This window comes from Ochrobactrum quorumnocens (assembly GCF_002278035.1).
GTDB classification, from domain to species: Bacteria; Pseudomonadota; Alphaproteobacteria; order Rhizobiales; family Rhizobiaceae; genus Brucella; species Brucella quorumnocens.
This window is the reverse complement of the sequence record NZ_CP022605.1, coordinates 827,386-850,383: the sequence shown is the minus strand read 5'-3', so window position 1 is coordinate 850,383 and position 22,998 is coordinate 827,386. Positions and strand designations below refer to the sequence as shown.

The window sequence follows — 22,998 nt, the reverse complement described above, 5'->3', positions numbered from 1 at the left end:
TTTTCGATGAGAGAGCTTCACTGGCTAGACCCGGTCAAGAATTAACAAAGCCTGCCTAGCGCTCAAAAAAATTATTGAACTTTTTCCTCGCAGTCAATACTTTTGTACATAATGACGAAGTTTACATCAATACTCGTTCATCCATGGGAGCAGAACATGTCCAAATTCAGCATATTACAGATTTCAGATACGCATCTTTCACCACGAACTGAGCATTTCCGGGAGAACAACCGCTTGCTGGCCCGACCACTTGCGGAATCAGACCATGACTTCATCATCCATACCGGTGACATCACGTTGGACGGCATCCGCTATAATGAAGATTATGCGATGTGCCGCGAATTCTTTAATGAGACTGGGAAAGTTATCTACTTCCTCGCGGGCAATCATGATATCGGCGACAACCCAAATCTCTCAAGACCGGAAAGTGAAAATGGCAGCGCCATCAACGCCGCGCGATATATAAGATTTGCTGATTATTTTGGCGCTGATCGTTGGGTGATTGATCGTAGCAACTGGCGAATAATCGGAATCAGTTCAATGTTAATCGGTTCTGGTCTGCCGCAGGAAGCAGAACAGTATGACTGGATAGACGAACAAGTTAGGTCACTCAACGACCGTTATCTGGCGGTTTTTTCCCACCAGCCGATCTATATCAACAACATGGACAGCACTGAGTTAACTTACTGGACCGTTGACCCAAAAGGTTGGGCTCGCCTTCACACCCTTATCAATCACCCGAACCTGCGCCTGATCGCCAGCGGCCATCTTCACCAGCAACGATCGACCAAGCGGGGAAATGTGCATCTGGAATGGTGCTCATCTATTGCTTTTACAACAACGGCAGAACTTGTGCCGGAAATGGGGGGCACCCGCGAAGTTGGCTATATGGAACATCATTTTTCTGATGACGGCAGCATCGAAAGCAAAGTGCTCAAGCAGGAGGGCTTCGAGAATAGTCACCTCGAAGACGTGATCAAAGCGGTTTATCCGCTGATCGGCGGCTAAGTCTCTAAAGGCCAAGCCTATCGGCTTTCCCAAAAAAACACCCCGTTTTGCGATTACAAAAGGGGGTGTTTTTGTATAAGTATTCAAAAAGTTACGACGGCTTATGCGCCGTTACAGAAACCGGTACTTTTGAATGACCAAACCAATTAGGGTTGGTCACGCTGGCCTTGCCCGCATCAATCAACGCGTTTTCATCATTACCATTGGACTTATAATCGCGATCGGCCAATGGCTGAATGCGAACAGAGTTCTCTGTTTCTTCCTGGATATTGACGTACTTCAGGTTTTTATCGCGGCCGATTTCTGCCATTTCCAATGCGGCAGGCAACTTGCGCGGTAAATTGACATTGAGCCAATGACCATCATGCGCCCACTCGCTTCTGGTTTCCCAGAAATTACGAATGTGACTGGAAAGCCATTTCAAACCGGCCATATCTATAGGTTCACAATCGCGCGGTGCAGAAAATGCGACTGAAGCGAATCCATTCAGCGCTCCTTCGCGGGCAACCGCCATTGTGCCGGAGTAAGATACATCTTCTGCAACATTGCGCCCAGCATTGATGCCCGACAAAACAAGATCCGGCAGCTTCTGATCACGAAACACCCAATGAACCGCGGCAATCACACAATCAACAGGAGAGCCGGTACACGAATAACGCTTGTCCGCCAATTTACTGACCGAAAATCCAGCCGTGAGCGAAACACAGTGGCCGTTTGCGCTCCGATTGCCGTCGGGCGCAATGATCCAAACATCATCAGTCAAAAGACGCGCGGCTTTTTCAAGCAGAGCAATTCCGTGCGCATCAATACCGTCATCGTTCGAAATCAAAATCCGCATATTCCACCTCTTGAAAATACCTCTCCGCTGCAGGAGATTCTCTGCAATTTGTGATCGAATATATGATTTATGTGTACATTCTTTGCAAATTAAATATTTTTGTTCAATTATGTTTGGACAGAATTCTTGACCCGTTTGCGTTATCACCCCATTATCGCATACGATTGAAACATTATGCCTTCGGTAGAAGCACGTGCAAAAGGTAGGATAATGGCCCGCAGCAGCAAGCCGAAAACGAAATTTCAGGCAGATCAGGATGAGTTAAAACTACGAGCTGCTTGGCTTTACTATATTGAGGGATTAACTCAGGAGCAGGTTGCCCAAAATCTGGATATCAGTCGGATTAAGGCTTTCCGTCTGCTTGCAGCCACCCGCGAAGAGGGCATTGTTCAAATTTCTCTGAATTCGCACGCTGAACCGTTGATCCGCCTACAACGGGCGCTGGAAAAGCATCTTGGACTTTTTGAAGCCATTGTCGTGCCGTCTTCCGACCAGTCAGAAGCCAGTCTCTCTGCCGTGATCGGCCATGCAACGGGTCGCTATCTCTCTGACAGGTTGCAAGATGGACTGACGATAGGTGTGGGCTGGGGTGCAACTTTGCAAGCCTGTATGAGCAATCTGAAATGGCGCGACATCAATGATCTCTCCGTTATCTCGTTGCTTGGTGGACTGACCCACTCCATGGCTCATAATCCTTCGGCCGTTGCATGGCGGTTGGCAGAATTTTACAAAACAGAGCTTTTTCAGATTACTGCTCCGGTTTTTGTGCCTCGTGTAGAACTGGCACAACAACTTTGGGAAATAGACGATCTTAAAGTCCTGAAAAATAAAGTTTCAGAGATTGATCTTGCCATACTAAGTGTTGCTGATGTCGGCAAACAGGCATCGATCTTCCGTCGTGGTTTGCTGACGCCACAAGATGCTGAAAGCCTGCAGGCTGCGGGTGCCGTGGGGGATGTGTTGTGTCAATTTGTTAATGAGGCTGGTGAAATAGTTGATCATCCGATCAACAAACGAGCCATGGCCATCAATCCCACCGAATTGCGTAAAGTACCGAAGGTGATCATCTCTGCAGGTGGCGTAAGGAAAGCGCAGGTGATCCGCGCCAGCATCCTAACTACCAAAGCACAAGTCCTCATCACCGACGAGGCTACCGCACAGGAATTGCTTACACTGAAAACCCTAGTCTGAGAATTAGCACATTTGCAACGGTTCGATTTATTCAGGTCGTTGACTATGCCACAAATGGTTTTGTGGGGCGGGTGGGGTCACCAGCCGTGAGGATCACTGCTTATAGGCCTGAGCAGCCTGAAGCTTATGGTGATATCCATCCTCAAAAGCCAGCATTCTGTCTGACTTCCCTCTTCGGCGATGCCAACGATCGCTACCATAAGACAGCGCCATCAGCTTCTGCCGCCTTGCAAACCTTGGGAAGCCGAAAATAATCAAGTGCTAGACGTTTTACATCGGGTCAAGGTAGACTTCAAAGTGCTCCACAGTGCCGTTTTCAACTGCCTTGTGCGCTCGAATTTATGTCTCCTGCATCAAATCAACCCGGCAAAATCGACTCACAGTAAAAGATCTGATTTCAACTCAGGTGGCACTGCAGATATGATAAATGCATTCACAGGATGTGGCTTTAGTAAATTATCGCTCGTCCGCCTTTTTCAAGAAATCAATAAACGCTCTGACCTTTGCCGGTATATGACGTGTGTTCGGATAAATCGCAGACACTGCTTGCGTCGGAAAGCGATAATCCGGCAGTAAGTGGAGCAAGCGACCTGCTGCGATGTCATCAGCTATCAACCATTCAGGCAACAATGCCGCTCCGGCTCCGCGCAGCGCGAATTCCCGCAATGCTGAAGAACTGTCTGCTGTTATCGCTGCCTCTGTTTGCATATCCAGCACTTCTTGGATTTTATTTGGCGTTTGAACTTTCCAGATTAACGGCGTATCCAAACGGCTATGTGCCATCCACCGTAAAGCTTTGAGATCATGCAGGTTGATAGGCTCTTGCGCATCAACACTTCTCAGATAGTCCGGCGAGGCAACTGGAACAACTGAAAAAGTCTCGACCAGCGCCGCACGATAGCCTGTATCAGCAATTTGACCAAGACGTATTGCAATATCAAATCGTTCCGCAACCAGATTAGCGTGATGTGAAGATGCACTGTGTTCTATTTTCAATTGTGGGTGCATTTGAGAAAATGCCGCGAGTTTGGGAACGATTTTATAAACCCCGTACTCCTGAGTGGTTGTGATCCGTAAAAGTCCATTCAGCCCTTGATGCCCGCTCCGCACGTCTTCCTCAGCCAAAGATGCGTCTTGCAGCAGCCTCCGTCCGTGCGTGTAAAACCTCTGCCCCGCCTCAGTCAGCATTAAACGTCGTGTCGTACGGGTAAGTAAAGACACATCGAGATCAGACTCGAGTTGCTTGATGTTGAAACTGATAACCGCCCGTGTGTGACCAAGCAGCTTTGCCGCCGCTGTAAATGATCCGCTATCAACAACCGCTACGAAAATATTGACCCGTTGTAAATTGAGCATGAGGCCGCCATCTATTGTCAAAATAATTTTTCTATTTATTTCATATTTGTCTGACTTATCATCATTATCACAAAGCGTATAGACGGGTCTTCTTAAGGAGATTCCATGTCATACCGGATTAAAATCGCTACTGTTTATATGCTGGGTTTCTTTCTGGACCTTATTAATCTCTTCGTAGCGAGTGTCGCTTATCCGCACATTGCGAGCGATCTTGATACGGATGTTACCGAGCTTAGCTGGATCGGCACGGGCTACATTCTCGGCCTCACCTTGATCATTCCTTTGAGCAGTTGGCTGTCCAAACGCTACGGCGCGAGAAACACATTGCTACTATCCCTGGCGCTATTTACATTTGGAACAGCTGGTGCAGGTATGGCTGGATCGACCCACCTGCTGATCGCATGGCGGGTGTTGCAGGGATTGGGCGGCGGCTTACTTATTCCAGTTGGCCAGACATTAACATATCAGCATTACCGGTCTGATGAACGAGCGGGACTGTCTTCTTTCATCATGTTGATTGCCTTGTTCGCGCCTGCTCTTTCTCCTGTAGCAGGTGGCATCATTGTAGATTACCTCGGCTGGCGCTGGATATTCTTTCTCAATTTGCCCTTGGCACTGTTAACACTCTGTCTTGCAGCTTTCTGGCTTAAAACAGATAAGCAACATACCCAACCTCTTCCTTCCTTTGATTTTTACAGCTTTTTCACCGGATCTCTAGGATTGGTATTTTTACTAGTCGGCCTATCGCAACTCACCAATAAGGAGACGTTTCATAGCGGAACATTTGGCGTTTTAACCGGGCTGACCGCAATAGCAGTCTTCATCAAGATCAACCTGAAAAAGACACCGCCGGTACTAAATTTACGCCTAACTAATGACCTTCTGATGAGAACATCAATGCTCGTCTATTTGTTTATTCCTGGTGTGTTTATCGGCATCAGTATGATTACAATGCTCTATCTTCAATCGGTCTTGGGAATGCCCGCGGCAGATACCGGTCTTCTGATGCTCCCGTGGTCACTGACTTCTTTTATTGCAATCAGCTTGACCGGAAAATTCTATAATCAATGCGGGCCACGTCCGCTATTTGTTGTCGGCTGCATACTTCAAGGCTTTGGGATTGCTTTACTTTCTCAAACGCATAAACCAGATCAATACCCACTGTTTATTATCGCTTTCGCTCTAATGGGGTTCGGCGGCAGTCTGTGCAGCAGCACAGCGCAAAGCACCGCCTTTTTAAAGGTTCAATCACCCGACCTGGCAGATGCTAGTGCGATCTGGAATATCAACCGGCAACTAGCTTTTGCTTTCGGCATTGCGCTTCTTTCGTTGTTTCTGAACATAGTTTTATCATGGTACGGCGTAAGCGATGTAACCAATCCATCTGAGACTGCAGTTGCAATACAAGCCTTTCACACCTGTTTCCTGATCATCGCCCTAACTGCTTTGATCCCACTTGCCATATGCACGCAACTACCGAACCGCGAAATTCTTGACAATGTTCAATCCCAAAAGTAACGCAAAGAGCGACCCACAATGACTCAATCAAATATGTATTTTGACCTCGTCCGAAACACAATCAGAATGATTGAGGACTGGTTTAGCGGTGCGGATAACAGAGATGAACTTTATAAAGAACTCATGGCTGTTTTTGCAGCAGATTTCACAATGATCACTATGGGGGGGACAGAACTCGGCTATCCTGAAATTAGTGCGTTTTTTAAAGCACAGGCCGGAGCAAAATCCGGGCTGAAAATCAAACTCGAAAATATGTCTATTATATATGAAAACTCTGATGGTGCGCTTGTAACCTATCACGAAATTCAGGAAGATTTATGCCATGGACCGAGGAAACGTTTGGCAACCGCATATCTGACAAAAATAGATACGCGATTGCAATGGAACCATTTACATGAAACATCTGTTGCCCAGATCTGATTGCAACAAGTGTGGTTATTTTGGACTCGAAGGGGAAACAGACACAGGCGGGAATACAGGTTTTGGCTTGTCTTCACCGACACCTTCACAACAATAGAATTGCAATTGCACCAAATCCCCAGACGATCAAAGCGAAATTGTCCGGACTGTCGAGTTTGACGGCCGCGGCCATGATTTGCGTTTAGGCAGGCCTGCGTATCGCTTGTGCATAAGAAGTCGCAGTCAGGCGGTATGCGCGCAGGCTGGCGCGCCGATGACGTGGGCACGTCCCTTACGAAAATAGGCGCCCAGCTTGTCGGACAAAGTGGCCACCAGGCGTTTGCAGCGCGTTAACTCGCCACGCGATACCGGTCAGCCAGGCCGCAGGCGCGTTTTTTATGGTACACTGTCCCGGCAGAACGAGACCACCACGAGCGTGGTCGGACTGAGTGTCTTTCAATAATTCAGGTCGATTACCCCTGATACTAGATAGGACGCACAATAGGTTGGCTCTACTGGACACCTAATGCCAGCCTGATCATTTCGATATCTAATCTTTCGTGATGCCAAGAAGGGTTCTCATACTGCTCAGATAAGACTATGATACTGATGCGCACCGTCCCGAGCCCCCGCTTACAAACGGTGCGCAAACCTCGGTGGGCTTTGCGGTCGCCGGGGTTTTTATTGTATTTGGTTATGAATATCAGATGATCTACGAAGCACGGTGACAGCTAGCGATAACTGTCAAAGCGCGTAACTCCGTCTGGCACAATCTCGATAGGCTGGGGTTTTGTTTTTCATTTCAATTTTGTTTCTAAGCACTATTCCATGAGCAGATCCGAACCGTAATGCTTCACAAAAGCGGCGTGCCTGTCACAATTCAGGCACCTGAACGCTTTGCCATGCATAAGATGATCGTCAGCACTTGCTGGCGAAGAGATGCCACGGGGATACTCGAACCGTGATAAGGATCTCATGCAGGCGAAAGCCCTCACCGAAGCGCTGATCCAGCACGTAGAGAAGGCAACTTGGCCATGGCGTTTTCGGAAGCCTCGAACCGAGGAACGGCCTGGAAAAAACGCTGACGATTGTCATGGCTACTTTTCATGCTGACCAAACCGAAAAGTTTTCCGAAGCACTGCGAGCAGGCTTGAATCAGATCGGCGAAAGTTCTGCTGACTACGGGTTTGAAGAGGTTGCGAAAAGCCGCTAAAGCGCAAATCGGGTTTATCAGTCATAATTACAACAATGCCATGTCTCCGTTCGTTTTCTACTCACCAATGTATAAAGCCACGGCTCCAGTCGTCCCCCTAGATAAGCGGAGCGACCACTTTGAAACACGTAAGAAGGTCTACGCTAATGCCTGGATTGAAGGCGCGTTGCAGTCCGGCGGTTCCCGACCCGATTGCGGTCGTTCGACGGAGGACTCGACGAGCATTCCGATGGTCCGCTGCTTCGGCATGTTGACCTGAAATTTGCGTTGATATTCGGCCTCAACCACCAAATCGAGCGGCGGGCAATCCTGTTTGCAAGGGATCGTTACAGATCAAGGCCTATTCAATCCGGCAACGCTGTTGGGGGAAGAACAGACCGCTGCCAAAAGGCCACAGCCGGTCGGCAGGGTCTTCCACTTCCCGGAAACGGATAACTATACTCGCTACCTGGGAGCCGCCTATGGCGTGGCGCCGACCTGTTCGCATGCCGGAAAGGCACTGGCGACAAGCGCAACGCCTGACAAGGCAAAAAGCTCTCTGCGTGTAGTCATGGCTAGTCTTCTCCTGAACGGGGCGTTAGCGAGCGAGGAAGGTGTCGGTAGATATCACGTCGCCATAGCCAAAGGAAAGCGCTGCCATCATTGCTGCGTGCACTTGTTCTGCTGGAGTGGTGATGCCGTTGAAGTTCAAATCAAGCGTTGCGCAGGCATCGTGGATCGTCGTTGTTTTGTACCCGAGATCGTTGGCTGCGCGCACCGTCGCATCAACACACATATGGCTCATCGCGCCGACGACCACGACGTCCTCAATGCCGTTTTCCTTGAGCAGATTGGACAACCCGGTTTCGCGGAATGAGTTAGGGAAGTGCTTGGTGATGACGGCCTCATCATCCTTCGGCAGTACGGCTTGATTAATCTTGGCACCCTCACTGCCGGGCACGAAGAATGACGCTCCGGCCATCTCATGGCGAATGTTAACGACCAGATCACCTTTCGCTCGGGCATGATCCATGACGCGGGCAGCATTGGTGGCGGCGGCGGCGATGCCATAGAGCGGAAGGTTGCCCGACGGCCAATATTCGTTTTGGAGGTCGACGACCAGAATAGCGCGCTTCGACATATCGAAGGTCCTTTCACAGTAAGTTCTTGCTTGCACTGAATATCGTTTCAGGTGACGTTGTCGCAATTGTCGAAAACGACATAATAAAGGGCAATATCGACAATGACACATGTGCGAATAGGAATCCTGCTTTATCCTGGCGTGCAGACTTCGGCGGCGCTGGGACTGACCGATTTGTTCAAGGTGGCCTGCCGGATGGCTGATAGTGCCGATTCCGCTACTCGGCGTCTGATAGTACGGCATTTGCGGATCGAGGGCGATGAAGAGCCTGTTGTGGTGTTCGACAGCGATCCCGACGCAAGCAGGGAGGACACAGGCCCTTGCGACGTGGTGATCCTGCCGCCTTCGTTGGAGCCTCCGATATCGGCTGAAGCTGCCGCGCCGCTTGCGCGCTGGCTGCGCACACGTCATAGCGAAGGATCGCTACTGGCTTCCGTCTGCGCGGGGGCGTTCCTTTTGGCGGAAACTGGGCTCGTCACCGGACGAACGATCACGACCCACTGGGCATCTGCCGACACCTTTCGCGATCGGTTTCCCAATGTCGTGCTTGATACAGATAGGCTGATTATCGATGACGGAGATATCATCTCAGTGGGTGGGCTGATGGCATGGACCGATCTCGGCTTAAAGTTTGTGGGGCGTTTTCTTGGTCCTGTGGTAATGGCTCAGACCGCACGTATGCTCCTAATTGATCCCCCTGGGCGCGAACAAAGCTATTACAGCGGGCTCGCTCCACGGCTAACACACGGGGACGCAGCAATCATTAAGGCGCAGCATTTTCTTGAGGCGAATGGAGGCAAAGAGGCAAGGCTGGCGATCTTGGCCAAACAGGCAGGTCTCGAGGAACGCACTTTCCTGCGTCGCTTCCACAGGGCCACAGGAATGACCGCGACCGACTATGCTCAACGCTTGCGAACCGCGAAGGCTCAGGAGCTATTGCAGTTCGGTTACTCCCCTATCGAGCGCATCGCGTGGGAGGTCGGGTATTCTGATCCCAGTGCGTTTAGCAAAATCTTCGTTCGCATTGTTGGACTGTCACCAGGAGAATATCGACAGCGATTTCGAGCATGACTATCTCCTGATAGTCTGATACCGCATATATTCTGCAGACTGTCCGAGAACTCCAGAAGTGAGTAAGACTCCATTCAGGTCAGACGCTATCGAGCAACTTCTACTGGAGTAGTAGAGCCCCGAGCCGCTAGCTCGGACAGAGCTAGAGCGATTGTGCCAGCAATAAACAGACCGCAGGCCATGTTGAGAGGCGTACCGTCGTAGAAGTGGCCCATTGTGACTGCAAAGATCGTGGCGACAAAACTGGAGCCTGAGGCAATCAGTGAGGCGGCCAATCCCGCCACCTGCCCCAGCGGGCGCATCGCCATTGCGTTGAGATTGCCGAAGAGCATGCCGATGGCGAAGAACGCAGCATAGGTCAGAGCCAGAAGGACAGTAAGCGGCAAATGCCCCTCAAAGACAAAAACCGCGAAAAGCATCGCCATCCCGCCAAGTGTTAGTCCTAGAAATCCAGCGCGTGCCATCGCATTCATGCCGAAGCGTTGAACGAGCCGGGCATTGAGAAACGAGGCTAGCCCGATACTGGTTGCCAACATGGCAAAATAGAGCGGAAAGGTCTCCGCGATCCCGTAGGAATCGAAGAATAGATCAGCGGCCATACTTAAATATAGAAGCTGCGCACCGAAGACGAGGCCAGTTGCGAGAATGAGCAGTGCCACGCGGCGATTGACAAGAATGCCCTGCGCGTTGCGGAAGAGCAGCCTTGGGCGAAAGGCGATCCGCTGCTCCGGAGACAACGTTTCTGGGTGGCGGAGTATTAGCCAGAGGCCGAGCATTCCAGCAAACACAAGGTAGAAGACGAATATACTGCGCCATCCTGCAGTGTTTATGACGGCTTGTGCTAAGACCGGGGCCAACATCGGTACGATAATGAATAGTGTGAATATGAAGGACATGACACGAGCCATGGCGTCACCCTCAAATTGGTCACGGATCATCGCACGTGTCGCAATCTTTGGGCCAGACACACCGAATCCCTGAAGAAATCGGCCCAGGATCAACATTTCCAGCGAGTCCGCTAGCATGGCCATGACTGTTCCCACAGCATAGATACTAAGGCCAAGGACAAGAGCTTTCTTTCTGCCCAGAGCGTCGGAAAGTGGTCCCAGCAGCAATTCCCCGAAGGCCATTCCGAAGATGAACAAAGATATCACGTGCTGCGTCGAGAATGGCAGAGAAACGCTGACGTCGGCCCCAATTGCCCGCAAACCTGGTAATAGTGCGTCGATGCTAATGGAAGTTAGGGACGTGAGCAGAGCGTAGAGCAAAATCCGCTCACGGAAGCTGATAGATATTCCCATCATTGTTGTATTCCCAAAAACACCTGCGCGATTCTCTCGAACTGCCTCTATGTAGACTTTGCCATGTCACGTCTATCAGGAACAGACTGCTCGCAATTGCTGCTTTGATCGAAAGCGGTAGTCGATTATGCCGGCCCGAATAACCGGCTCGCTTTATCGAAGTCTCCGTCGACGGCCTCGATCCTCAGGCCGCCGGTTTCTCGTGCGGGTGACGGCCAAGGATACAGGGCTGCCGGGGTTTGCCCCTGCAAATCTGCTCAAGTGGTACGTTCGTGGCTACACTAGTCGTCGATTCAGCCGGCGGCTTGGGGCTTAGGGCCACGGCAGTATCGAGGACATCTGGCTGCTGCAGCACCTCCAACAGGATCCCCATGATCGCCGATTTTCGGCGGGTAAACCTGTCGGCATTCAAGCAAGTCTTCCGGGAATCGTCGTTCGCTGCCGTCAGCTTGATCTGTCCGGGCGTGAGCTACTGGCGGGTGCTTGACCCCGTATCAAAGCAGCCAACGATAAGGATCGCAACTTCACGCGGCGCTCGCCGACTAAGTTCATCCGCGAGACCGCCGAAAAGCTTTACGATATATAACGCGGCTCGATGCAGGCGATGCGCAAGAAGAAGCCAGCGGCGGCGTTAGTGCAGAGGTGACGGCAAACTGGCTGAGAAAATCGCAGCTATCGAGGGCAAGCGCGACCGGCATAAAGCATTTTTAGACGAGCTTGATCGCACAGGCGAGAACCAGATTTCGCTGACCGATCCAGATGACCGAGCAAGGGCGTGCATGACGAAGGTCGGCGTCGGCGATGACACCCAGAGTGTGTAACCAAGGTGCTCGATATGGGGGGCTTGCGCCAACGGTGCAGGCGGCAATGCACACGCTCAGCTTTGACAGGATCGAGGATATCAAGCCTGCGGGAAAGCGGGCATCGCTGCTTATGTACCAATCCGATCCGCGGCACAGCGGTCGTCCAAGGGCAACCCCTGCAAGGCATCCCATTTGCGCCAACGCTGCGTCAGAAGCTTTTGTCGTTTGACGCGTCTGGAAAACGAGGCAGTACTCGATCACATGGCGTGGCTCATCGCCGCGGTCAGGGCATGTCAGGCTGCTTTACCGACTATCTTGAAACACACATGGGGACTAAGCACTCATTTATGGCTTCTTGGGTCTCTTTAACATCGAATCAGAAAAATCTCGTTATCCGCAGAGTTCCGGCACTGAACAGCACACGTCATCGTTCTTCCAACGAGTTGTTGGACGCTCTGCCTGATTTTAACGACAGATTGGACCTGAAATAAAAAGGTTGAATAGCGGACAATGCTGAGTATGGCACCGCCATGACCTCTGCTCATGCTAGAACCTCATATTCAGGTTTGCCTTAAAGCCGTGATCGGCAGAGACTGAGGAAAGTTGGCCGGTGTAATACAGACCAACGGCTGCGTCGGGTGTCAGATTTAGGTCAATGCCGGCGTCGATAATGGCTGTATCCTTGGCGACCGGCGCGCCGGCGATAGTAAAAGCGTCACTGGTCCAGAAGGCGTGATTGCTTTCCGGCGTGGTGTCACCAAAGGCGTACCGCCAGCCGACTGTACCATTGAGTTTCGCATCCATGGTGCCGAACGTGAGGTTGTGCTCGCTCCTTAGCCCAAGCGTTGTGAAGGTCACGCCGGCAGTCGTGCTCGCTGCCGTGAGTGTCGCCGCACCGCCCTGTTCCCCAAAACCGTCGCGATGCAGGCTTAGATGGGCGAGGTTAGCGAAAGGCTCCAGTCGCGACTCGGAATCTAGCTCCAAGCCATGGGCCAGTTCACCAAACACCTGGAAAGTCGCAGCGCTATAATCTGCTGAAGGGCTATCGGCAAGCCCAGGGATGGCGACAGAACGCCTAGTATCGATATTGTGCCAAGTGTAAGCAGCACCAGTGCGTAGGGCTAGTTCGCCCCACTCGGTTCCACCATACAGGCCAAGATGATAATTGTTGCTTGAGCCCGATGAAGCCCGATCCCGCGCGTCAAAGCTCGACTGGCTGTAGCCCACCAGCAGGCCAAGGCGCCATTCATCGACCAATCTATCTGCTCCGACCAGCACGCCGCCTGTCGCGCGGTCAAGCGAGGCTGCATTGCTGTCGTCATCGGCCGAACCCCAAGAGCCAAATCCATGGCTCCAGAATGCCGGACCGGCATGTTCGGCGTCAACGAGTATAGGGGCGTCTTCCGGGCCATAAGCCAAGACCGGCGTAGCAGATGCGCCAGTGTTGCCGAATGCTGCGCGGATCCGGTCATTGGCGGCGTTGCGAATAAGCCGGCTGTCCTCAATTAGCGCTGTCATCGCCGAGGCATGGATCTCGCCCGAGAGCGCGTCGAAACTGGCCCGGATAAGCTGGTTATCGGCGGTGATTTGAGCTACCGCATCGTAAACTGCATCGCTGGCATCAAAACCGATGCTGTCGATCCCTTGTGCAGTGGCGATCTGGTTCGGTGTCAGGGCCACAGAAGCGAAATCGCGATCATTGCGAACTAGCAACAGATCGACGGTTCCCGCGCCGTAGTCGTAGATCAGGTCAGGGTTCAGGAAGGCAAAGTCCGACGTTACACCATCGAATGTGCCCGATAGAGCACCATGGGCAGAAATGATGGTATAGGTCGAACGCAGTTCATATTCACCCGTCGCGCCGATATGGGCAATAGCTCCGCCATTGAGTGCGGCATTGCCAGCCACATACAAAAGATCTCTGTCAGTACGCTGGGGATTGACTTCCACCTCGTAGCGTGATCCGGGTGCAAAACTAAGGTCACCATCGACGGCAAGCGTGCCGATCGAGTTTCCCGGCGCAAGCGTGCCGCCGGCAGCAACCGTCGTTGGGCCAACCGTGCCGGTGCCTTCCAGACGACCGCCGTCAAGGATAGAGAGGGAACCACCGAGTGCCTCAGCGACGACGAGCGTCATATTGGATAGCGCAGTGGTTCCGGCAAATCCTGAACTGTCAGCAGTCAGCGCAACAGCGCCTCCGCCGGTCAGCAGTAGTGCCCCCGAGCCGATTATCGTACCGGCATAACTGCCGGCATAGTCCTGATCGAAGGTAAAGCTGCCATCGGCACCAATGACGAGATCGCTGGTAAACCGATTGGTCGCCGAAACCAGTTCACCAGCATCGACTGTCCAGCCGAGATGCGAGCTGCCGGTGAGCGTGAGCGTACCTGTCCCACGCTTGATCATCTTGCCGGTCAAGCCACCGAACCCGACAATATTGCCGATGAAGGATTTATTTGCGCCTTGCTCGAACACGACCGTGCCCGCATTGGCAATATTGCCCGTAATAGAGCCCGCATCGCCAATCAGTGTTCCGGCCCGTACAACTGTATCTCCCCCGTAAGTGTTCTCTCCGGACAGTTTCAATGTTCCATTGCCAAGCTTCTCAAGGCCGCCCGTCCCCGATATCGCGCCGTACAAGGAAAGTTCGCGATCTGCGAAAACATCGATGCGTGCAGAATCGTTAAAGGTGATCGCACGGCCCGAGGTAAAACCGGACGTCGTAGCCAGCGTTCCTCCGTCAAAAATCACCGCCCCTGATGATGCACCGAGATTGGCATCCGACGACAGCCACAATGTGCCGGAGGAGATGCGTGTATCTCCGGTGTAGGTGTTATTGCCGGTGAGCACTAAAGATCCGGCACCTGTCTTCACCACGCCGGAGGCACCGCTTAACGTTGCCGATATTCCAACCGCGGTTCCGCTGTCTGAGGCACCACCGTCGCCAACCCTGATGATGGTTTCGCCATTCATGCCGAGAAGCTCGACTGGATCGCCCGAAACGCGATATCCGTCGGTGGCAAACTGCATGCCAGTGACGCCGATCGCGCCTGCTCTATTGTCGACCGCGACTGCCCCGGACGTTCCCTGAAAGATCGCAAAGGTTGGGTACGGTTTAAAGGATCCGTTGATCGAGCCATTGTCAGAGGTCCAGTTACGCCCGTCCGCCCTCCATGTGCCAGAACCACCGTCCACGGCATTATTGTCGTGTAGTGCTACATCGCCGCCGTCCCAGAAGCCGAGCTCCGCTCCGGCGGTTGAAACCAGATTAATCTGACCGTCGACTGCTGTCTGGATGGATAGATCGTCCGCGACAACGCCCGCCGGTGTCGAGCCGATGCTAAGGCCGTTGTCCGTCAACCCTCCGGCATAGTCGAACAGTCGGTACACACCGACACCAAACCCGCCCTGATCGGTAACCTCAAGCATGCCGTCGAGTGTGAGGTTACCGCCGACGTTGAAGAGCGCAGGCGACGAGACACCTCCCAGAGCGACTTCAACAGCACTGCCCGCGTCGAGCCTCAGATCACCGACTACAGCCAATGCCTGTCCCTGTTGGCCTGATAAAGTGCCGCCGCTAGAGAGCGAGAGGCTCCCCTCGATTGTTCCGCGTCCCATGATCCGTCCGGTGTCAGAAACCTCAACATTGCCGCCGAGTTGGCCGTTCACCCGCAAACTGCCGCCGTGCACCGACGCTGAGCCTCCAATCCGATCCGCGATCGTCAACTCGCCCCCCGTTACCTCCGTCTCACCTGTGAAGTGGGAATTATCCCCATTCAGGACCGTATTGCCATTTTCATTAAAGATTGTTCCTCGACCGGCGATATCCGGAGCAAAATCCAGCACGAAACCGTCTGAAAGGCCAGTGTGGTTGAACACAAGCGAGCCAGTCCCGCTGCCAAACAGCAATCCGGCAGATTTGAGCGTGCCGGCATTGGCGGCATGTTCACCCGATGCCGCCCCAATATTGATTGTACCGGTCGAACTGGAGATGCTGGCAACGTCGATACTCCCCACCCCGCTCGCAGCCGTGACGGTAGCGCCATCGGCGATGGTCAGGATGCCAGTACCAGCGTATCCGACGTTGAGATTGCCTTTGCTGGTCCAACTTGAACCGCGGCCAGTTACCAAGACATCTCCTTGGGCACCCGATGAATATCCGACAAACCCGGCAGACTCATTCGATACGGCGCCGCCGTTCATTACCGACAGCGAGCCCTTTCCGTCTGTGCCAACATATAGAGTGTCGTTGTCCCATGCGGAGCCGCTCCCCGCCACTGTGACCATGCCTCGTGCATCACCCGCGCGACCGATGAAACCGGTGGCGTTGGATACATAGCCACCATCCTCGACTGACAACGCCCCTGTCCCGCGCAAGCCAATATAAAGCGTGTCACTGTTTATCCAGGCTGAATCATTACCAGTGACGGTAACCGCGGCTTTTGAGCCGGCTTCCTTTGCCATAGTCCCGAACGTATTCGAAACCTGGCCGCCATCTTCGACAGACAATGTGCCCGCGCCGTTGTTACCAATTATGACGTCCGCGGTGTTTATCCAGGATGAGTTCATGCCACTGACCGTGGCTAGGCCAGCGGAATCTGCGAAGTCACCGAGAGTGCCGCCGTAGCCGGACACCCTGCCCCCCTCCTTGATCGAAAGCTCACCGTTACCAAAAACACCCACGTAAATACCGAGGGAACTCTCCCATGACGATCCTTCTCCCAGAACGGTGACAGCGCCAAAGGCACCGGCGCCATAGCCGACATAACCGGCCCTGCCGGTAAGGACCGCACCTCCCTCTTCGACAGTCAGTGTACCCGTGCCCGAATTGCCAAGATTAAGGTCGCCCAGATTGGACCACCTGGAGTTTTCACCAGTCACGATGACCGCACCTTTGGTGCCAGTTCCGGTGCCGCTGCCGATTACCCCGTAGCCATTGCTGACTGTACCGCCGTTCTCGATCAGAAGCGTGCCATGGCCACCAGCATCGCCAACGAAAAGACTGTGGGCGTTAGTCCACTGCGAACCAGCGCCGGTGATATTGACATGACTTTCTGCACCCAAGCCTGTGCCAATATAGCCAAACCCGTTATTGACCATGCCACCTGCCGCGACCGACACAGTGCCACTGCCAGCCCTACCGATTACGAGATCGTTTACCATGGTCCAGATCGAGCCAACATCCCTCACCGTCACCGTACCGAAGGAACCAGCCTGGATACCGATGCCGCCATCCTCACTGCTGACCACGCCGCCCTGCGCAACAGTCAGCCTACCAGTGCCGTAGTTGCCGACAACAAGAGTGCTATGGTTTGTCCATGACGAGTTTTCGCCCGTCACCGTTATTGTGCCAATTGAACCGGGACTGAAACCAATATGTCCAGTCGCATTGCTGACTGCACCGCCGCTTTCGATGGCTAGCGTGCCGTCTCCAAGCTGGCCAACAACCAGATCGCCGCTGTTTTCCCAGCTTGAACCGCCTCCAGACACGGTCGCCGTTCCGATGGAGCCGAGATTCGCGCCTATGTAGCCAAAACTGTTTGTGACCCTACCGCCATCGGTTATGGTGAGTGCGCCACTGCCCATATATCCCACGGAAAGATAATCCGCATTCGCCCAAGTCGATCCAATCCCGGTGACGGCCACGGCGCCGGCAGAGCCCCCGTAGTTGCCAATATATCCGCTTTGGGCATTACTGACGGTCCCCCCATCCTCGATATTGAGCGTACCGGTGCCAAACATACCGACGTAGATAGTGCTGTTGCTCAACCAGCCCGACCCGGACCCCGCCACAGTCACCGTTCCCGCGCCCCCGGCCTGGACGCCGATCTGGCCATATGTGCTGATGAGAAGCCCCCCGCCCTCCACCGTCAGCGTTCCTTCTCCTGCATTGCCGACATTGACAACACCAACATGCCATACGGGTGACGACGCCGGGGAGGGGGTAACGTCTCCGGACGTGGTGATGCTTTGGGCCGATGCGGGCACGGTGGTTGCCAATCGGATAAGGCACAACACGAGAACGGTCGTGGCCAGAAGCGACCCGGACCGCCTCGCCGTCACTATAAATTGGGAGGTTTGGTTGATCATATCGCCTGTGCAGCCCGGCACTAGAACTTGACGCCCAGGCCAATCTTGACCGCGTGTTGGTCGACATCGACGTTGATGCCCTGAAGCGCTTTGTCTCCATAGTCGTTATAACGATATTCGATCCGACCAAAGATCTGGTTGGTGAACGCGTAGTCCAGACCGGCACCGACCGTGTAGCCGTTGTAGGTTTCTTGGGCCTTGCCCAGTCCCGGCACGTCGACATAACCGCGTGTTGCTGCCCAGCCGGCCGTGGCGTAAATCAGCGCCTTATTGAAGGCATAGCCCACACGGCCGCGTACCGAACCTGCCCAGTCGGTGCCGAAATCAGCGCCGAAAACCTGTTGTTCGTTCCAGTTGTATTCAACATCGGCTTCAATGCCGAGCATCAGACTATTACCGCTTTGATAATTATAGCCGATAAAGCCACCGAGCGAACCTCCATTGGCGTCCTCGGATCCGTTGATGCCAAAGCCGGAAAAATCACCACTCGCCCAGCCGCTTCCGGCCTGAACGCCAATATAGGCGCCAGTCCAGCTAATGGGCGCTTGCGAAACCACGGGTAGCGCTGAATTGTCGAGGACCACATCTGCGGCCATTGCCCCAGACGAGCAAAACAGAATTAATGAGCAAAACAGGATTTTTTTCAAGTTGCCACTCTCCAATGGAATTTGAGCAGTGCCACCCTTGATCCCTGACAGTGCAAGAAGATCGCAAGCCCCAACCGCCTGAACCGGATAAAATCACGGGAGCGCTTGGAAATTAATCGTTTTGCGGGTGAAAGTTCGGAATTATCCGAGCACGCAAAATTCCTTTACTCAAATGATCTGAGCGCGCAAACTGGCCCAAGGCATTATAGACCCCATCGCGATGCTCGATAAAACCAATTTGGCGATTCGCGCTCCCCAACGAGCCATGTCCTGCGGGCCATGGCGCGGGTTTCGCGTGGCGTCATGCCGTATGTTTGCTGGAAGGCGCGTGTGAAGTTGGGCGCATAGACAAAGCCATGCTCCAGACCGATATCTGCGATGGATTTGTGGGCATGCCGCTGATCGCGGAGGCTCTGGCGAGCCAATAGAAGCCGCCGCTTCTGAATATACGATGCGACCCCACCTTCCTGTGAGAAAAGATATGTCAGCTTACGGAGCGAAATACCAAATTTAACAGCAAGCTGTTCGACGGAAAGGCCCTGATCCAAAACATGCGCATCGATATAGCTCCGTATTGAATCGAACTGGGCTGCTGCGACACCGCGCGAATTCTCCTGCCTCTCAGTGCCATTGAGTGTCGCAGCGATCAACTCGACTGTGGGTGACTCAATTAAGGCGGCTTGCGTGGCATCAAGCGAGGGAAGCGTGCGAAATAGCCCAATTACGTGTCTGCGCAATAGACTGACCAGTGGGTTATCGGAACCGATAACGCGCATATTCTGCTCGTCTGGCCTATCGAGCAGCGGTTCAAGCAGGGCGCGGGGAACGAATAGAGTGACGTTGGTAAAATCGGATGCTGAGCCTGCGTGAGCCTGTGCCGTATCATGGACAACCAGATCGCCAGGCCCTGCCTGTGCTTCGCGTCTGCCATCGCCGCGACGCCAATTTCCATTTAGAAAGAACTGAACCTCATAATGATCGAAGCCATCCATTCCGATACGATAGGTCGAGCGGCTAAGCTTTTGTTCGACACTAGCGCAGTAATTGAGAAGTACTTCCCCGAAACACAGCGTGCGGCCATGGGTATAGAACGTTTCCGGCCTGGCGATGTGAAAATCATAGAGAGAGCCGGCCGACTCCTCCCAAAACCCCAGAGCTTTTTTCAGCGGAAGCTTACGTGTGTCTGTGTCGAAAAGCAGCGTTGATCGATCCGGCTGACATAGCGTTCCGCTTTTTCCCGTCATCGCCCTTCATCCATGCTTAAGTTTTGATTACAAGCGTAAGGATTACACGGTCCTTTTAAAAAGGGTAACCTTGATTGCAAGAACGTTTTCCTCGCTCTGGATTTTTTGAGAAGACACATTGGTCGTTGCCCTGGCAAGTATGCGCGCGTTGGTCCCCTCGGCACGCTTAACGCCTGCTAGGCATGGACGATCCGCACGAAGTGTAGAGAAGTTATTGCGAGCTTTTACCCTCGCAGCGCTGACATTTCAGTATCTCAAAAACTGGAAGGCCCGTTACGGTCTCTGTCCCTCGGCCGCCCACTTCACCACTTCACATTCAACCCGATATTGCCTTCCCATATGCGGTTGCGTTCGCCACCAAGATTGGTGGTGTAATCGGCGGTCGCATAAAGGCTTGCCTTCTCGGTGATGTCGAGGGTCAGGCCACCGCCAACTTCGAGCGAAGTGCCTTTCAGGTCCGTCACAATCGGATCGGTGGCAAAGCGCACGGTCTGGTCGGACGAGAAGTTCTGCCAGAGATTGGCCTTCAGATAGGGTCGCAGCTTGCCAATGGATGTGTCCTCAGCACCCTGCAGACGCATTCCGATGCGCCCGGTCCAGGCATTGTCTGAATCAAACGATACCGATGAATAACGGTCTGCCTGATCATCAAGCGAGAGGCTCTGCCAGATGAGCTGTGCCTGTGGCTCCAGCGTCCAGCTTTCGCTAAGCGCAATCGGGTAACCGCCTTCAAGCGAAGCCGTCACGCCATGGCCATCGATATCGATGCTCTGCCCTTCATTCGAGCTTGCATCACCGCCGTACCATGTGCCCATCAGCACAGCATCGAGATACCAGCCTTGCGGACCGATATGCGTCCAGTAACCGCCAAAGCTGGTGCCGGTCATTTCCAGATCGCCAACAGCAAGATCATTCCAGCCGAGCGCCTGACCTGTAATATCACCTGTCACACGGGTATAACCGAAGAACAGGCCGAAGCGGTCGGAATGGCCGCTATCTGTTTCACGGCCCCAAAGGTCCTGACCAGCCTGAATGCCGAAGAGCTTGCCATCAAGACCCGGTGCAACAGTGCCCTTCCACTTCGTATCGATATCCTGCCCGAACAAACGTGCCCAGGTCGCAGGCAGATAGCCGCCGCTTCTGAGAAGATCCTGTTCACCACGGCGCTCGTGGAATGTTCCAAGCGTCGTGAGTGCCAGATGATGGGCCACAGGTGGTAAAGCGGAATAAACAGGGACCTCGGCGCGATAGAGCGGAACGACATCGCCTTCCACACGCGTGGCACCCGGCGACGGCGGGACAGCACCTTCAAAACCGATCTGCGGCGTTGCTGACTGCCCGTTGGAGGTGGCCGGTGGATTTGCAGCCTCAGCAGGAGGTGGTGCCGGAGGTGCCTCTGGTTGAGGCGCGTTTTCCGTTACCGGAGCAGACGTATCCTCGGGATCGGGATCATTCGGATCAATCGGCAATGGTGCTGGCGGCTGTTCCAGTGCTGGTGGAGGTGCGGAAGTTTCCGGTGCTTCAGGCGTCAGGTTTTCTTCCGGAACAACAGGGGCAGGTTGGCTGCCGCTGACCAGCGTCGAGCGCAGATACCAGTTTTCATTGGTATTGGCGGAAACGCCACCCTTAAACAGGAAATATTCGTAAGCACCAGCTGCTACGCGTCCGTTAAGCGAAAACGCACCACCAGCTGTCGTTGCGCCATTAAGCGCCTCGACAACCATGATGCCATCAGAGACGGTAGATGCGCCAGCGCCGCCAACATTGTTGACCACGATACCGGTTGAGCCGGATGCGTTACCCGTATCAATGACCAGTTTGTCTGATGGCGATGCATCGGCACCCAGCACAGTATCAACGAACAGAAGACCGTTCTGACCGGTATAGTTGCCCTTGATGGTGAAGGTATCGCTTGTGCTTGAGCCACCATTGGTCAGATCGATACGTCCGGCGTTGAAAACCGAAGCAAGCTGACTGGGCGAAAACGCATTGATGCCGCTTTGTGCAGAACCACCATAGATCGTGCTGGCAGCATCGACATTGAGCGTTCCAGTGCCTGTACCAGCATCGCCCAAGGTGAGGGTCGTGTCGAAAGTCAGACGGGTGTCGTTGGTGAGATTGATCGTCTCCCAACTGTCAAACCGACCAACCTTGCCGGTCTTGACGTTATCGAACGTCAGTGCATCGACGCCGTCGCCGCCGGTCAGGCGCTTGGTTGCGCCAATATTGGCATCGGTCAGATTGGCAAGCACAGCCGTATCACTGTCAGCGCCCATATCGATATTGCCATAGACAATGCCGCCGCCATTCCAGGTGAACTGGTCATTGCCGAAGCTCATAAGAACGTCGCCGGCCACCGTCCCGCCAGTGATCGTGACACTGTCCGTCCCACCGCTGACGCTGATATTGCCGCCGATCATGCCATCGGAAATAATGATCGTATCATTGCCAAAACCCGCCACCAGATTGCGATCGATGGTGCCGCCGGACATATTGAAATAATTGTTGTCGAGTTTCATGTTGACGCGACCGATGCGGCCACCCGTCATCACGGCGTAATCGCCATCATCAAAAGCATCGACAATTCTGCCGCCAGACATAAAGAACGTATCCAGCGCATCACCCTGATTGAGCGAGCCAATCTCGCCCCCGGTCATGCGGAAATCGTCAATACCACTGCCCTGCTGGATATTACCGGTGACAGTTCCGCCGGAAATGACAAATGCATCCGCGCCATCACCTAGAACAACGTTGCCGGCTATCGTACCGGAATGAACCTCAATCCGGTCGGTGCCTGCGCCAAACGTCACATTGCCATTGACTGTGCCGCTTCCCCCCGAAGGCAACAACAGCGTGTTATTGCCATTCGTATCAGTCAAACCACCCACTGATGTTCCGCTATCGCAGATATATGTGTCGTTTCCTAACGACGGAGAAAACGAACACGCCGCTAAAGCCGGATCGGGCTGCAGTATTGCATATCCAAGCGAAAACAGAGCCGTACTGGAGAAAAAAAGAGCAGCCGAAGATATTTGAAAGCGACGTTGCATCGAAACCCCTCAGTTCATGCAGATAAGCAGTCGAGCCGATTAAGAATTAAGGTTCGGACGCAGGCAAGACTGAATGAATAATGTTTTTAGCTGGATGGCTTTAATGAAAGCCATTGTGGCATATCGGATACTCTCCATTTTCTGATCTG

General features: G+C 53.4%; 15 protein-coding genes. 6 read left to right on the top strand and 9 right to left on the bottom strand.

The genetic code is table 11. The annotated features are described in order from the left end of the window. Positions 1-156: 156 nt before the first annotated feature. On the top strand, positions 157-1,008 hold the full coding sequence (locus tag CES85_RS26250; RefSeq protein WP_095448682.1) for a metallophosphoesterase family protein: 852 nt from the start codon (positions 157-159) through the stop codon (positions 1,006-1,008). 91 nt (positions 1,009-1,099) lie between these two features. Here CES85_RS26250 and CES85_RS26245 read toward each other — a convergent pair whose 3' ends face one another. Next, entirely contained in the window at positions 1,100-1,993 is an 894-nt protein-coding gene (locus CES85_RS26245; RefSeq protein ID WP_244923343.1) for a 5'/3'-nucleotidase SurE, read from the bottom strand. A 63-nt stretch (positions 1,994-2,056) separates the two neighbouring features. On the opposite strand from CES85_RS26245, the gene CES85_RS26240 reads away from it, so the two are divergent. Further along, positions 2,057-3,037, top strand: coding sequence for a sugar-binding transcriptional regulator (locus CES85_RS26240; RefSeq protein WP_244923342.1), 981 nt, complete (start codon positions 2,057-2,059; stop codon positions 3,035-3,037). A gap of 456 nt (positions 3,038-3,493) precedes the next feature. Here CES85_RS26240 and CES85_RS26235 read toward each other — a convergent pair whose 3' ends face one another. Continuing rightward, a complete protein-coding gene (locus CES85_RS26235) occupies positions 3,494-4,393 on the bottom strand; it encodes a LysR family transcriptional regulator (RefSeq protein ID WP_095448680.1) in 900 nt (299 codons plus the stop codon). Between the two features lie 105 nt (positions 4,394-4,498). On the opposite strand from CES85_RS26235, the gene CES85_RS26230 reads away from it, so the two are divergent. From CES85_RS26230 to CES85_RS28025, 3 genes are all read left to right on the top strand, one after another. Beyond that, positions 4,499-5,911 carry an MFS transporter gene (locus CES85_RS26230; RefSeq protein ID WP_095448679.1) on the top strand — a complete coding sequence of 471 codons (1,413 nt, stop codon included), beginning with the start codon at positions 4,499-4,501 and terminating at the stop codon, positions 5,909-5,911. An 18-nt stretch (positions 5,912-5,929) separates the two neighbouring features. After that, positions 5,930-6,331 carry a nuclear transport factor 2 family protein gene (locus CES85_RS26225; protein ID WP_095448678.1) on the top strand — a complete coding sequence of 134 codons (402 nt, stop codon included), beginning with the start codon at positions 5,930-5,932 and terminating at the stop codon, positions 6,329-6,331. 827 nt (positions 6,332-7,158) lie between these two features. Then, positions 7,159-7,275 carry a GSU2403 family nucleotidyltransferase fold protein gene (locus tag CES85_RS28025; RefSeq protein WP_244923341.1) on the top strand — a complete coding sequence of 39 codons (117 nt, stop codon included), beginning with the start codon at positions 7,159-7,161 and terminating at the stop codon, positions 7,273-7,275. Positions 7,276-8,100: 825 nt separating this feature from the next. Here the strand turns inward: CES85_RS28025 and CES85_RS26215 are convergent. After that, positions 8,101-8,643 (bottom strand): cysteine hydrolase family protein, encoded by a 543-nt coding sequence (locus CES85_RS26215; protein WP_095448677.1) that lies wholly within the window; start codon positions 8,641-8,643, stop codon positions 8,101-8,103. A gap of 102 nt (positions 8,644-8,745) precedes the next feature. Between CES85_RS26215 and CES85_RS26210 the strand changes: the two genes are divergently transcribed. Continuing rightward, entirely contained in the window at positions 8,746-9,714 is a 969-nt protein-coding gene (locus CES85_RS26210) for a GlxA family transcriptional regulator (protein ID WP_095448676.1), read from the top strand. 86 nt (positions 9,715-9,800) lie between these two features. Here the strand turns inward: CES85_RS26210 and CES85_RS26205 are convergent, their stop codons facing one another. The 6 genes from CES85_RS26205 to CES85_RS26180 form a co-directional block, all read right to left on the bottom strand. Continuing rightward, positions 9,801-11,018 carry a multidrug effflux MFS transporter gene (locus CES85_RS26205; protein ID WP_244923340.1) on the bottom strand — a complete coding sequence of 406 codons (1,218 nt, stop codon included), beginning with the start codon at positions 11,016-11,018 and terminating at the stop codon, positions 9,801-9,803. 704 nt (positions 11,019-11,722) lie between these two features. Next, positions 11,723-12,079, bottom strand: a complete 357-nt coding sequence (locus CES85_RS27335) for a hypothetical protein (RefSeq protein ID WP_157743532.1) — start codon at positions 12,077-12,079, stop codon at positions 11,723-11,725. 285 nt (positions 12,080-12,364) lie between these two features. Continuing rightward, complete coding sequence (locus tag CES85_RS26195) at positions 12,365-17,806, bottom strand: autotransporter domain-containing protein (protein ID WP_167388332.1); 5,442 nt, start codon at positions 17,804-17,806, stop codon at positions 12,365-12,367. 122 nt (positions 17,807-17,928) lie between these two features. Beyond that, entirely contained in the window at positions 17,929-18,555 is a 627-nt protein-coding gene (locus CES85_RS26190; protein WP_095448673.1) for an outer membrane protein, read from the bottom strand. A gap of 203 nt (positions 18,556-18,758) precedes the next feature. After that, positions 18,759-19,799 (bottom strand): helix-turn-helix domain-containing protein, encoded by a 1,041-nt coding sequence (locus CES85_RS26185; protein WP_095448672.1) that lies wholly within the window; start codon positions 19,797-19,799, stop codon positions 18,759-18,761. A gap of 302 nt (positions 19,800-20,101) precedes the next feature. Beyond that, positions 20,102-22,849, bottom strand: a complete 2,748-nt coding sequence (locus tag CES85_RS26180; protein ID WP_095448671.1) for an autotransporter family protein — start codon at positions 22,847-22,849, stop codon at positions 20,102-20,104. Between the last annotated feature and the right edge of the window lie 149 nt (positions 22,850-22,998).

Bases quoted from the DNA above. Each gene is read 5' to 3' on its own strand.
- CES85_RS26230 (WP_095448679.1), top strand. From the start codon at position 4,499: ATGTCATACCGGATTAAAATCGCTACTGTTTATATGCTGGGTTTCTTT.
- CES85_RS26250 (WP_095448682.1), top strand. From the start codon at position 157: ATGTCCAAATTCAGCATATTACAGATTTCAGATACGCATCTTTCACCA.
- CES85_RS26205 (WP_244923340.1), bottom strand. From the start codon at position 11,018: ATGATGGGAATATCTATCAGCTTCCGTGAGCGGATTTTGCTCTACGCT.
- CES85_RS26215 (WP_095448677.1), bottom strand. From the start codon at position 8,643: ATGTCGAAGCGCGCTATTCTGGTCGTCGACCTCCAAAACGAATATTGG.
- CES85_RS26210 (WP_095448676.1), top strand. From the start codon at position 8,746: ATGACACATGTGCGAATAGGAATCCTGCTTTATCCTGGCGTGCAGACT.
- CES85_RS26240 (WP_244923342.1), top strand. From the start codon at position 2,057: ATGGCCCGCAGCAGCAAGCCGAAAACGAAATTTCAGGCAGATCAGGAT.
- CES85_RS26185 (WP_095448672.1), bottom strand. From the start codon at position 19,799: ATGACGGGAAAAAGCGGAACGCTATGTCAGCCGGATCGATCAACGCTG.
- CES85_RS28025 (WP_244923341.1), top strand. From the start codon at position 7,159: ATGCTTCACAAAAGCGGCGTGCCTGTCACAATTCAGGCACCTGAACGC.
- CES85_RS26180 (WP_095448671.1), bottom strand. From the start codon at position 22,849: ATGCAACGTCGCTTTCAAATATCTTCGGCTGCTCTTTTTTTCTCCAGT.
- CES85_RS26235 (WP_095448680.1), bottom strand. From the start codon at position 4,393: ATGCTCAATTTACAACGGGTCAATATTTTCGTAGCGGTTGTTGATAGC.
- CES85_RS26225 (WP_095448678.1), top strand. From the start codon at position 5,930: ATGACTCAATCAAATATGTATTTTGACCTCGTCCGAAACACAATCAGA.